Origin of the sequence: Acidithiobacillus ferrooxidans ATCC 23270 (genome assembly GCF_000021485.1) — a bacterium.
Lineage (GTDB): Bacteria > Pseudomonadota > Gammaproteobacteria > Acidithiobacillales > Acidithiobacillaceae > Acidithiobacillus > Acidithiobacillus ferrooxidans.
Genome location: NC_011761.1, coordinates 384415 through 396158 on the forward strand (window position 1 = coordinate 384415; position 11744 = coordinate 396158).

12 protein-coding genes are annotated in these 11744 nt (G+C 63.5%); all 12 read right to left on the minus strand.

Annotated features, from left to right (window positions below):
* Window positions 1–507 (minus strand): hypothetical protein, encoded by a 507-nt coding sequence (locus AFE_RS02090; protein ID WP_009567321.1) that lies wholly within the window; start codon window positions 505–507, stop codon window positions 1–3.
* The gene (locus AFE_RS02095) at window positions 507–839 is read right to left on the minus strand and encodes a DUF3579 domain-containing protein (RefSeq protein WP_009567322.1); all 333 of its coding nucleotides are present in this window, start codon (window positions 837–839) and stop codon (window positions 507–509) included. Before AFE_RS02095 ends, AFE_RS02090 begins: the two co-directional genes overlap by 1 nt.
* A gap of 64 nt (window positions 840–903) precedes the next feature.
* Window positions 904–1800 (minus strand): UTP--glucose-1-phosphate uridylyltransferase GalU, encoded by an 897-nt coding sequence (gene galU / locus AFE_RS02100; RefSeq protein ID WP_009567323.1) that lies wholly within the window; start codon window positions 1798–1800, stop codon window positions 904–906.
* Window positions 1801–1877: 77 nt separating this feature from the next.
* A complete protein-coding gene (locus AFE_RS02105; RefSeq protein ID WP_009567324.1) occupies window positions 1878–2573 on the minus strand; it encodes a DUF502 domain-containing protein in 696 nt (231 codons plus the stop codon).
* 72 nt (window positions 2574–2645) lie between these two features.
* A complete protein-coding gene (locus AFE_RS02110; RefSeq protein ID WP_012536141.1) occupies window positions 2646–4031 on the minus strand; it encodes a sigma-54-dependent transcriptional regulator in 1386 nt (461 codons plus the stop codon).
* A 1-nt stretch (window position 4032) separates the two neighbouring features.
* A complete protein-coding gene (locus AFE_RS02115) occupies window positions 4033–4539 on the minus strand; it encodes a hypothetical protein (protein ID WP_009561492.1) in 507 nt (168 codons plus the stop codon).
* Window positions 4539–6023: a HAMP domain-containing sensor histidine kinase gene (locus AFE_RS02120; protein ID WP_009561490.1), complete on the minus strand. Its 1485-nt coding sequence runs from the start codon at window positions 6021–6023 to the stop codon at window positions 4539–4541. The genes AFE_RS02115 and AFE_RS02120 overlap by 1 nt, the downstream gene beginning before the upstream one ends.
* A gap of 162 nt (window positions 6024–6185) precedes the next feature.
* Complete coding sequence (gene recN / locus AFE_RS02125) at window positions 6186–7862, minus strand: DNA repair protein RecN (protein WP_012536142.1); 1677 nt, start codon at window positions 7860–7862, stop codon at window positions 6186–6188.
* Complete coding sequence (locus AFE_RS02130) at window positions 7862–8749, minus strand: NAD(+)/NADH kinase (RefSeq protein WP_012606559.1); 888 nt, start codon at window positions 8747–8749, stop codon at window positions 7862–7864. The genes recN and AFE_RS02130 overlap by 1 nt, the downstream gene beginning before the upstream one ends.
* A 79-nt stretch (window positions 8750–8828) precedes the next feature.
* A complete protein-coding gene (locus AFE_RS02135; RefSeq protein ID WP_009562817.1) occupies window positions 8829–9554 on the minus strand; it encodes a type III pantothenate kinase in 726 nt (241 codons plus the stop codon).
* Window positions 9551–10492, minus strand: coding sequence for a biotin--[acetyl-CoA-carboxylase] ligase (locus AFE_RS02140; protein WP_012536143.1), 942 nt, complete (start codon window positions 10490–10492; stop codon window positions 9551–9553). Before AFE_RS02140 ends, AFE_RS02135 begins: the two co-directional genes overlap by 4 nt.
* Window positions 10473–11729, minus strand: a complete 1257-nt coding sequence (locus AFE_RS02145; RefSeq protein ID WP_012536144.1) for a glutamate-5-semialdehyde dehydrogenase — start codon at window positions 11727–11729, stop codon at window positions 10473–10475. Before AFE_RS02145 ends, AFE_RS02140 begins: the two co-directional genes overlap by 20 nt.
* Between the last annotated feature and the right edge of the window lie 15 nt (window positions 11730–11744).

Here is an 11744-nt window from a genome sequence, read left to right on the forward strand (position 1 = left end):
TCAGTCTGCGCGCCCGACAGGGGCGTAGAGGTATTCATAAAAGTTGTCCATGGCGATGCCCTGGGTGTCATAGCCGGTGACTCGAATGATATCACCACGGACTCCTATGGCGACCATACAGGCATGCTGTGCCGGGAGCGCACCGGCGGCGACGAAAGACGGACCACCATGGCCACAGGCGTTGCCGGGATATTCCCGATTCAAACGCGAGATCAGCGTCCCTGCCATCTGCCGGGCTTGTTGCGATGAAGCGGCGGCGAAGGCACGTTCGTTGCGCCAGGTGTTTACTATGGTTTGGCGTTCCTGCGCACTGGTCGCCTGGGACAACGCTTCCCGATGCAGTTGATCCAGCGTCTGCAAGGCGATATAGAGGTCCGCACGCGCACCGCTTTGCTGGTCGATGATGTGCACACTCAGGGCGATGGTAAGGGCGCCATAGACGGCAATGACGATGCCGAGTATCCAGGCGAAACGCAGACGGGCGGATGCCGATGGACGGTCTGCCATCAGGGGCGCCGGCGCCGTGTCCCGCGGGGTCGTCGGGCGGGTTGCGGCGCCAGGCGATCGGAGATGCTGCCATCTTCGTGCCGCACCTGCAGGCGATTCTCGGCGGCGAAACGCATGATTTCTGCAAAGGCCGCCGGGCGAATCTCTTCGAGGCTTTCGTCCATGATGATCGCCGCATTGCCGTTGATGGTGGCGGGTTCGATGAGAGGCAGGTAGTGAATTTTGTGATCCGCGCCGAAATGCGCCAGCCCGACTCCTTCGATGAGCATCTCCGCCCAGGCCGATGGGCGGAATTTGCCGCCATTTTCGGTGATTCCGTCGATGATGATCATGGATGCAAGCGCTCCTCGGGGAAACGGGCGATGATAGCGCCCATTCCGGAGAGAATGAAGGGGGTCACGAAAGGGTCTCGGCCGACGCCTGGGGCTCGCAAATGCTGTCCATGTACCGGGTGAAATCGGCGCCTACCTCGGGGTGGAGTTTGCCGAAGGCGATGGTTGCCTTCAGATAGCCGAGCTTGTCGCCGCAGTCAAAGCGCTGCCCGGAAAAAAGATAGGCCAGCACCTGCCGTTCATTCAACAGGTGAGCGATGGCGTCCGTCAGTTGAATCTCACCGCCCGCGCCCTGCTGGGTCTGCTCCAGAAAGTGGAATATCCGCGCGGGGAGGATGTAGCGTCCCACCACTCCCAGATTGGAGGGGGCGTCCTCGGGTTTGGGCTTTTCGACGATGCCGCTGACCTGGTAGATACGATCATCCCAGGGCCGCGCATCGACTACGCCATAGCGGGTGGAATGTTCTCGCGGGATTTCTTCGACGCCGAGGATGCCTGTCTGATAGCGGCGATACTGTTCCACCATTTGCGCAAGCACAGGAGACTCGCTCAGCATAAGATCGTCCGCCAGCAAGACCGCAAAGGGTTCGTCACCCACCACCGGACGGGCCATCAGCACGGCATGTCCGAGGCCGAGAGGGTAGGGCTGGCGCAGAAAAATGGTACTGACGTGGCTGGGCAGAATGCCCTGTACCTGCTTCAGCAAATCCGCCTTGCCGCGTTTTTCCAGCTCGATTTCCAGTTCGTAGGAAACGTCGAAGTGGTCTTCGATGGCACGCTTGCCACGTCCGCTGATGAAAATGAGTTGATCGCAGCCTGCAGCGATGGCTTCCTCCACAGCATACTGAATGAGCGGCTTGTCCACTATCGGCATCATTTCCTTGGCGCTCGCCTTGGTGGCCGGGAGAAAACGGGTGCCCAGACCGGCCACGGGGAATACTGCCTTGCGCACTTCAGCCATACTTCGTCTCCTTATGCTGTGCCAAGAGTATAACGAAAACTGCAGGTTTGCCGCAAAGTACCTGACAAACAGGGCCGTTATCGGTCCGGTTCCGGATGACGGCCTGCCGCCGGTCTGGCTGATTCAGAGCCGCCGCCAGGCTTTTCGCGGATGGCTTTTCCGCCGCCCACCCCGCCCGCCATGGCGAAGCGCAGGGCCTGTTGCGGGGTGAGGTCGGGCAGGGGGATGACTTTGTCGCGTGGCACGAGGCAGGTAAAGCCGCCGATGCCGTAGCTCATGGGGATAAATACCGCGACGCAATCCTCGGGCAGGTGCGGCAACTCGCTGAGGGCGTCGCGCGTGATCAGACCGATGATATAGCCCATGTCACCACCCTGGCGCACCAGCACGGCGCTGCGGAAACCGCGGTCCGTTCCGCCAAACAGCAGGCCTACCGTTTCGTGAATGGTGCTGTAGAGGCTGTGCAATACGGGAATGCGCCCGAGCACGGCGTTCAGTTTTTCAAAAATCCAGGCGGTCAGGACGTGGGAGGCGAGGAAGCCGACACCGAGAATGATCAGCAGCGTCAGCAACAGGCCCAGACCGGGGATGTCGATACCAAAAATCGCTCTGATCGGCGCCTCGAAAAGATTGTTCAGCCAGCCGCCAATCCACAGCACCACGTAAACCGTCAGCCCGATAGGCAGCGAGATGAGTAAACCCTGAACGAACCAGCGGCGCAGGTGAATGCGCTGGAAGAGGGATTTCTCGCTGGCGGGAACGGGTAGTGTCATTGGGCTGTTGACGGAGTCAAAGTGGGCTCAGTGTAGCAAGATCGGCGATGGGGGCAAAGCACCGGTCTGACGCTATTCCTCATCCCGGTCCTCGGGATTCTTGAAAAGTTGCGGAGCCAGACTGTGCTTACGCATCAGCTTGTAAAGATCCGTCCGGTGTCGGCCGGCAATGCGTGCGGCACGGGAGATGTTGCCATCCGTCGCGCGTAGCAGGTTTTCCAGGTAGCCGCGCTCAAAGGCCGCCTTGGCGTCCTGCAGGGGAGGAAAGGCGCTCTGGCCACCCTGGCGGCCGTTGTCAGGGATGGCGTCGGCGGCGACCCAGCCTTTTTCGGTGACGGCCGCGGCAAAGGTGACGGCATTCTCCAATTCCCGGACGTTGCCGGGCCAGGATCGTTGCATCAGCTTGTCGAGGGCCTCGGGACTGAAACCCAGGATATCCCGGTTCATGCGCTGACTCTCGCGGTCCAGAAAGTGCTGGGCCAGCAGCGGGATGTCTTCCGCCCTTTCGCTCAGGCTGGGGACCCGCAGCGGGATGACATGCAGGCGATAGTAAAGATCCTCGCGGAAGGTGCCGTCGGCGGTGAGGGCGTGAATGTCCTGATGGGTGGCACTGATGACCCGCAGGTCGACGGAAATTTCCGTTTTGGCGCCGACGGGGCGCAAGGAACCTTCCTGAAGGACGCGGAGCAATTTGACCTGCAGAGTGAGAGGCAGGTCGGCGATTTCGTCGAGGAACAGAGTGCCGCCGCTGGCGCTGCGGATCAATCCGGTGTGATCCTGGGTGGCGCCGGTGAAGGCGCCCTTGACATGGCCGAAGAGTTCGCTCTCCGCCAGCCCGGCGGGGATGGCACCGCAATTGACCGCAACGAACGGGCCGTCACGGCGTGGGCTGGCGTCGTGGATGGCACGAGCGACCCGTTCTTTGCCGGATCCGCTTTCTCCGGAAAGGAAAACGCTGGCTTTCGAGTTGGCAACGCACGCCAGCTCATCCACCAGCGCCGCCATGGCGGGGCTACGATGGAGGATGCTCTGCCCGGCCTGTTGCCGCAACGCCGCCCGGAGCTTGCGGGTTTCCTGCCCGGCGTGGCGCTGCGCCAGGGCGGCGGTGGTCAACTCCTGGAGCTCTTCATTGCTGAAGGGTTTGCTCAGATATCCGAAAGCCTGGGCACGCATGGCTGCCACGGCGTTGGGGATGCTGCCGTGGGCGGTGAGGAGGATAACGGGGAGGTCGGGATCGAGGGCCTGCACCGTCTCCAGCACGGCCATTCCATCCATGCCGGGCATGCGCAGATCGGTGATGACCAGATCCGGTCTGGCCGTCTGCAACGTCTGCATGCCCTGCACGGGATCACTGCTGGCCAGGACGTGGTATCCCTCACTTTCCAGCCAGAGGCCGAGCAGGCGCAGAAAGTCGGGATCATCGTCGATGGTCAGGATGATGGGAGCTGGTCTGGGCATGTCAGGGCTGCCTGAGAACATGGTGGTCAAGGGATTTTTCGGCATGGTCGTGAAGGAGGTTTTCCAGGCGGTCCAGGCGCGCCTGCACGACAGCGGATTGTGCCTGCACCTTTTTAAGCCGGGCAACGCACGCATCCCCACCAGCCCTGCGCTCCTGCAGGGCGTGTACGACGCGACGCAGGGAAAGCGTGCCGGCGCCCACTTCGTTATTCTGGGCGGCCAGATCCAGTTCCCTCGCGGCGTTTCCCAGTGCGGAGGTGTCCAGGGGGCCGTGGGTCAGATAAACCTCGGCCAATGCCGCATGGATGCGCGCGCATGCGGTGGATGCGGGCAATCCGCAATGGGCGAGATCGCTGAGCAGTGTATTACGTGTCATGCCGGAAGAGGCCAGGCGGGACGGCGGGGCGACGGGCGTGGCTGCCTGCGGCGTGAGCTGTGCGCAGGCAGCCAGCGCTGCGGCGAGGCCAGGCGCGGCGAGGATCGGAAAGAACCGGGCGAACCAGCGCATCAGACCGTTCCGGTATTGCGTGCGGCGGGCAGCCAGATCTCGGCGCAGAGACCGCCTCCGGGGCGATTGTGCATGCGGATCCAGCCGCCCTGGGCGCCCACGAGTTCGCGGGTGATGGCAAGCCCCAGACCCGTGCCGCGGGGCAGGCGGTTGCTGACCGGCACCTGATAGAAGCGTTCAAAGACCCGTTCCAGCAAGGCATCGGGAATGCCGGGACCATTGTCGCTGACGCAAAAAAGGGTACCCCCCTGCTGCGCCGTCGCGCGAACCTTGATCTGCCCGCCCGCCGGACTGTACTTGTGGGCGTTGCTGACCAGATTGGTGAGGATCTGGCGCAGTCTCTGGGGATCGGCATAGACGCCGAGTCCCTCCGACCCGACACAGTCCAGTATTTGATTTTTTTTATCGGTCAGCGGTTGCATGCGTTTTTGCAGGTCGAGCAGCACGTCGGCGACAGCGATGTCCTGTGGTGAGAAGTCCAGGGAACGCGCTTGCAGGGCATGCATATCCAGCATTTCCTGGATGGCGGCGTACAACTCCTTGACCTGGCGGACGATGATTTCGAGCACTTCGCGCTGTCGCGGCAAGAGCGGACCGATGCGTTCACTGAGCAGGAGCTCGCTACCGGAGCGGGCCGACGCCAGCGGAGTGATCAGCTCGTGAGACACCTGGCTGAGAAATTCATGCCGCAAACGTTCCTCTTCCTGCAGTCGTGTCTGCATGCTCTCGATGCTCCGGGCGAGATCGCGGAGCTCCTGGGGACCTTCGCTGGCGACATTCGTCAGTTTGCCCGCGCCAATATCCTCGACGGCACGACGAAAAGCCTTGAGGGGCCGGGTCAGGGCGCTGGCTACTCGCCAGGGGATGAGTACGCTGAGCAACGCGGTGATGAAGACCAGTGCATAGAGGAGCTGCACGGCACGGGTTCGTGCCGCCGCCGCCGCCGCGCCCTGGCGGATAAGGAGGGTGGTCATCGCCAGATGTACAGCCTCGAACTTTTCTTCGACGGCGGCTTTGCTCGCCGCCTCGGCCACGCTGTCACCGGTGGTCTGCGCATAGGCGGCCAGACTGCTTTGCAACTGCTGTATGGCCGCAGTGAGGGCGGGGTGGTCGTGAGTGGCGCGTTGCAGTGTCTGCAGGTCACGCTCCTCGCTGGTCACCAGTTGGACGAAGGTCTTTTCATAGCCCGCCTGCGGCAGCACCTGGGCAAGCCGACGAAAAAATTCCGCCTGATGCTGGGTGTTTTTAATCTGCAGCAGTTGTTTTTGCAGGGGCAACCCGACCTGGACGAGGGTATCGCTGCTGTTGCCGAGGGTGTGAATGGAGCGAACCGCGACGTAGACCACACCGCCCACCAGCAACAGTATCGCCAAAGCGACCACCAGTACCCGCCGCGGAATGGAGTCGGCTCTGTGATCTTCTACGCGCGTCGGAACGGTTGACTCGCGATCTGCGCTGTGTCCTTCCATGAAATCGGCCGCCATCGGTTCTCCGGCACGGGACGCGCATTTGCGCGCCCGGAATATCCCTTGATAGCCAGAGTGTAAGCGACCCTGGCGTCAAGGCCTAGTGTAGGCCATTGGCTACGCTTGAACACCCTCTTGAACGGGGGCGGGTGGGCGTTGTGCCGGGTTGGGCCGCCGGGCTCAGGATTCGGCGCCGGCCAGCAAGGCAGCGGCCGCCTGGGTAACCGCATCATTGATTTCAATGCCACCCAGCATGCGGGCGATTTCCTGGCGGCGATCGGTATCGCCCAGGGTACGAACCTTGCTGAGGGTCTGACCGTCGACGACCTGTTTTTCCACCCGGAGGTGCTGGTGCCCCTGGGCCGCCACCTGCGCCAGATGGGTGACGCAGAGGACTTGCTGACGGGCGCCGAGACGGCGCAGCAGGCGTCCGACCCGTTCGGCGACGGCACCGCCGATGCCCACGTCCACTTCGTCGAAAATCAGGGTGTCGATGCGTTCCGGCGCGGCAAGGATGACCTGCAGCGCAAGGCCGATGCGTGACAGTTCGCCGCCGGAGGCAACTCGGGCCAGGGGTTGGGCGGGATGGCCGGGGTTGGCGGTAATCCAGATTTCCACCTGATCCCACCCGGTATCCCGCCATTGTTTTTCGGCTTCGGGATGGCTGTACAGGCGTAGCTCGATAGCGGCGTGGGGCATGCCCAGTTGCTGGATCTGCGCGATGATGGCCTGGGCCAGCGCGTCCTGCTGCCGCTGGCGTGCGTCGCTGAGGACAGCGCAATCCTCGACGTACGCCGCACGCGCCTGGACCAACTCGCGCTCGGCGGCGCGGCGGGCCGCGTCCAAATCTTCGCTGCTCAGCAATTCCCGGCGCAGCGACTCCCGCTTGGCGAGCAGGCCGGCCATATCGCAGTGGTGCTTGCGTTGCAGATCCTGCAGGAGTTGCAGGCGCTGCGCGATACTTTCGAGCCGTTCCGGATCGGCCTCCAGGTCGGTGGCATAGGCGCGCAGGCCAGTAATGGCTTCTTCGATCTGAATCATGGCCGAGTTGAGCAGTTCATCGCAGTCCGTCAGGCGGGAATCGTGGGCGCGGGCGGCATGCACATGGCGTTGCGCTTCGGCGATGGCACGACTGGCAGCGTTGTCTTCTCCATCCAGTCGGGCGAGAGCGGCCAGTACGTCTTCCCGCAACTTTTCCACGGCGCCGAGGCGCTGCTCTTCGGCGCGCAGGTTTTCCCATTCATCGGCCTGCAAGTCGGCGGCTTCCAGCTCGGTGAACAGAAAGCGCTGCCAGTCTTCCTGCTCGTGTTGCCTGCCCTGCTGTTCCTGTAACGCGGCACAGCGCTGGGCGGCCTGGCGCCATTGCCGATAGCGGTCGGCAACGGCGCTCAGGGTGGTCTCCAATCCGGCGAAACGATCCAGCAGAAACAGTTGGCGCTCCGGCTGGAGCAGGCTTTGGTGAGCATGCTGGCCGAGGAGTTCGACCAAGGTTTCACCGAATTCCCTGAGTTGGCCGTTGGTGACACTGCAACCGTTGATGAAGGCACGGCTGCGGCCGTTGCGTTGAATGATGCGGCGCAGGAGGCAGACATCCTCGTCCTCGATTTCCTGTTCGCGCAGCCACCGACGCGCGGGGTGTTCCGGGCTGAGGCCGAATTCGGCACTGATTTCCGCCTGCTCGGCACCATGGCGGATGTCTTCAGCGTGGCCTTTGTCGCCGAGGAGCAGGGCGATGGCATCCACCAGAATGGACTTGCCCGCTCCGGTCTCTCCGGTGAGCACCGTCAGCCCCGCCGCAAAGTCGATGCTGACCGCGTCGATCAGGGCAAAGTCGCGCACCTGGAGGTTGAGGAGCATCAGTCTGTTCCGGGGGAGTCGGCCCAGTGCAGCTTGCCGCGCAGGATCTGGAAGAAGTTTTCTTCCTCGGGGTGGATGAAACGGGCCGCGCAGGAGGCTCGGCGGATGACGATTTCGTCGCCGATTTCCAGAGGGACGCTGCAGTGGCTGTCCAGGCTGAGCGCGGCGGACTGGCGGCTGGCGGTGAGACGGGCCACGATTTCCACCGAATCCGCCACCGCCAGGGGCCGCGCCGTGAGGGTGTGCGGGCAGATGAGGACGAGGAGGAGCGCCGCGAGGGTGGGCGTGAGGATGGGCCCGCCCGCCGACATGGCGTAGGCCGTGGAGCCGGTAGGTGTGGCGATGATGAGACCGTCGGCGCGCTGGGTATAGACGAAACGGCCGTCCATCTGCACCTGCAGTTCAATCATGCTCTCGCCGCCGCCCTTGTGGATAAAGACTTCGTTGACGGCGAGGCCGGTATGGACACGCTCCTCACTACGCCATAGCTCGGCATGGAGGATACTGCGCAGGTCCTGCTGGTAATGCCCCTCCAGAATGGGTGGCAAGGCCTCGCTGATCTGGTGGATGGAGAGGTCGGCGAGAAAGCCGAGACGCCCCTGATTGATGCCGAGGATAGGGATGCCGCTTTGTGCGGTCTGGCGCGCGGTCCCTAACAGGGTACCATCTCCGCCAAGGGCGATGACGAGGTCCGAACCGGCATCCGCTTCCGCGAAGGAAAGCAGCGGCAGCCCCAGGCTGTCGCCGATATCCGCAGCACTTTGGCTTTCCAGAAAGGTGGGCATGTCTCGCGCCAGCAAAAAATCCCGCAGTTGTCGCAACCCAGGGAGAACCGAGGGATCATGGTATTTGCTGACGAGCAAGACGCGCTGAAAGGGTTGGGTCATGGGGGTAGCGTACATGGGGGAACAGCTTGCGCCAAGTGGCTGCGGCCATTTTTGCACGGGCCGGTCTCGGGGACGGGTGTCATCCCCGTATCCACAGATAAAAGCCGCGCAGAAGCAGATGGGGCTGGTACAGGCTACCAGCGATGCCGGGTTGCCAACGTTCGGCATCGCCACCGGTGATCAGTATCCGTGCCTGGGGGCTGTACTGGCGAAAGTCGGTAATGGCGCCGCGCAGGGCATCGGCAAAGAGGTGGATGACCCCGGCCTGAATGGCGTTGCTGGTGTCATTGCCCAGCATTTCCGCTGGGGCGTTCAGGACGACTTCAGGAAGGAGTGCCGTGCCTTCATGCAGACCGCGCAGGCTCATGGCGATACCCGGCAGAATGCGTCCGCCCCGGAAATGTCCGCCAGCCAGCAGGTCGATGGTGATGGCGGTGCCCATGTCGATGACGATGCTGTCCTGGCCGGGGTAGTCCATGGCGGCGGCGAGCAGGCAGCAACGGCGGTCAAAGCCGAGGCTTTCCGGCGGATGATAGTCGTGCGGCACGGCGCGGCGAAAAAAGCCGGGGTCGGGTTCGCGGACCTCTGCCGTGGCCAAGGCTTCCCGCCAGGCGGCAAGCGCCGCAGGTACGACGCCGCCCAGCGCGACGGGTTCCCGGTTCGGCGCGCTGAGCCATGTCAAGCCGGGCTGCTGCAGGATTTCCGTGGGTGGCAGCGAAGTGGCCACGCTGACGCTGTCGAAATGCACGCCATCGTGGGTGTGTGCCAGCAGGGTGCGGGTATTGCCGACGGCGATGAAGATCATGGATGCTGGGGCCGCAGGCTGACGTCACCGGCACTCAGCCAGATCATACCCGTATCCGCACAGGATACCTGCAGGCGCCCGTCCGGGCCGAGGCCCAACACCCGGGCCTCGCGCACGCCCTGCGCGTCACTGATCTGAACGCGCTGCCCGGTCAGGCGATCCGCCTTCTCCCACAGGGGCAGGAAAGGCGTGAAACCCTCGTCCGCAAAGCGCGCGAAGTCTTCCCGCCAGTGGCGGAGAATGGCACCGGCGAGGGTGCTGCGGGTGACCCTGATGTCGAGATCGGCAAGGCTCACGGCAGTGGCGGGCAGACCGGGATCGTCGTGGATGTTGAGTCCCAAACCCACCACCAGCCGGGTTTCCCCATCTCCGCGCGGGCGGGCTTCGACCAGAATGCCCCCCAGCTTGCGCCCTTCCACCCAAAGATCGTTGGGCCACTTGACCCAAAGACTCGGCAGGCGCGCCTGCAGCAGGGTGAACACGGACAGGGCGGCAACGATGGTTAGTGCCGCATTGACCGGGCTGTGCTGAGTCCAGCCATAACTCAGATAGAGATGACGCCCGAAAGGTGAAGACCACCGGTGCCCGCGACGTCCGCGTCCGGCCCACTGGCTTTCGGTGAGGCAGACGTCCATGCCGGCATCCTGCAGGATCTCGGCATTGGTGGAGGCGCAGCACAACGGCAGATGGATATGCGCCGGGTCGATGCCGCCGATGTCGGCAATTTCCCGGGCGGAGAGGGGCGCGGCGGGATGTTCCAGTTGCACGCCGCCATCTCGCGCATACAGGGGGAATCCCCATTCGCCGGCCTCCGCGAGCAGCGCAGACGGAAGCCCGCTTGAATCATCGGTAGGCCAGGCGTGGGGCAAGCCGTCCGCCACGGTCGCCAATAGGGCCTGCAATGCCGTCGATGGAGCTTCAGGAGCGGATATGGCCATCTCCCAGGACGATCCATTTCTGCAGGGTCAGCCCCTCCAGTCCCACCGGCCCGCGTACGTGCAGGCGGTTGGTGGAGATGCCGATCTCTGCACCCAGGCCGTATTCAAAGCCATCGGCAAAGCGGGTGGAGGCATTGACCATGACGGAACTGGCGTCCACCTCGCGCAGAAAGCGGCGGGCCTGGGTATAGTTTTCGGTGACGATGGACTCGGTATGCTGGGAGCCGTAACGGTTGATGTGCGCAATCGCGGCGTCGAGATCATCCACCACCTTGAGGGAAATGATCGGCCCCAGATACTCAGCGCCATAGTCCTCTTCGGTCGCCGCAATGGCACCGGGGATGCGGGGCAGGCCGCGTTCGCAGGCGCGGACCTCGATGCCTTTCTCCTGCAGTGCCGCAGCGATGGGGCCGAGCAGGTCGTCCATCCGCTCCTGATGAATGAGCAGACTCTCTGCCGTATTGCAGGTGCCCAACCGCTGGGTTTTGGAATTGAGGACCACCCTCAGTGCCTTGCGGGGATCAGCGTCGGCGTCCACATACACATGGCAGTTGCCATGCAGATGCATGATCACGGGTACGGTGGCGTCGGCCTTGACGCGGGAGATAAGGCCCTTGCCACCGCGGGGAATCACCACATCCACATAGCGATCCATGCCGACCAGGATACCCACCGCTTCGCGCTCGGCGGTATTGACGTACTGGACCAGATCGAGGGGCAGGTTGGCCCTGCCGAGGGCAGCGCGCAGGCGCTCGGCGATGGCCATGTTGCTGTGCAGGGACTCGGAACCACCACGCAGGATGACGGCGTTACCCGATTTGGCGCAGAGGCCGGCGGCATCGGCGGTGACGTTGGGGCGCGATTCGTAGATCATGGCGATCACGCCCAGGGGCGCGCGCATACGGCCTACCTGGATGCCGCTGGGGCGGTAACGCAGGTCGGTGATCTCGCCCACGGGGTCGGGCAGGGCGGCGATTTCTTCGAGGCCCCTGGCCATGGCTTCGATACGGGCTTCGTCCAGACGCAAGCGGTCGATGAAAGCGGCATCCTTGCCCGCTTCTTCGGCGCTGCGTAAATCCTTGCGGTTGGCGCGTTGCAGATTGTCGGCGTCGCGGCGCAAAAATTCCGCCATGGCGCGCAGGGCGCTGTCTTTGGCGGCGCTGTCCGCGCTTTGCAACCGCCGCTGGGCGCTGCGGGCGCGTTCACCGATTTTTTCCAGTTCGCTACGTAAATCCAAGATGGAGCCTCCTGT

Bases quoted from the DNA above. Each gene is read 5' to 3' on its own strand.
- AFE_RS02115 (WP_009561492.1), bottom strand. From the start codon at position 4,539: ATGCGCTGGTTCGCCCGGTTCTTTCCGATCCTCGCCGCGCCTGGCCTC.
- AFE_RS02130 (WP_012606559.1), bottom strand. From the start codon at position 8,749: ATGACCCAACCCTTTCAGCGCGTCTTGCTCGTCAGCAAATACCATGAT.
- AFE_RS02105 (WP_009567324.1), bottom strand. From the start codon at position 2,573: ATGACACTACCCGTTCCCGCCAGCGAGAAATCCCTCTTCCAGCGCATT.
- AFE_RS02090 (WP_009567321.1), bottom strand. From the start codon at position 507: ATGGCAGACCGTCCATCGGCATCCGCCCGTCTGCGTTTCGCCTGGATA.
- galU (WP_009567323.1), bottom strand. From the start codon at position 1,800: ATGGCTGAAGTGCGCAAGGCAGTATTCCCCGTGGCCGGTCTGGGCACC.
- recN (WP_012536142.1), bottom strand. From the start codon at position 7,862: ATGCTCCTCAACCTCCAGGTGCGCGACTTTGCCCTGATCGACGCGGTC.
- AFE_RS02140 (WP_012536143.1), bottom strand. From the start codon at position 10,492: ATGGCCATATCCGCTCCTGAAGCTCCATCGACGGCATTGCAGGCCCTA.
- AFE_RS02110 (WP_012536141.1), bottom strand. From the start codon at position 4,031: ATGCCCAGACCAGCTCCCATCATCCTGACCATCGACGATGATCCCGAC.
- AFE_RS02120 (WP_009561490.1), bottom strand. From the start codon at position 6,023: ATGGCGGCCGATTTCATGGAAGGACACAGCGCAGATCGCGAGTCAACC.
- AFE_RS02135 (WP_009562817.1), bottom strand. From the start codon at position 9,554: ATGATCTTCATCGCCGTCGGCAATACCCGCACCCTGCTGGCACACACC.
- AFE_RS02095 (WP_009567322.1), bottom strand. From the start codon at position 839: ATGATCATCATCGACGGAATCACCGAAAATGGCGGCAAATTCCGCCCA.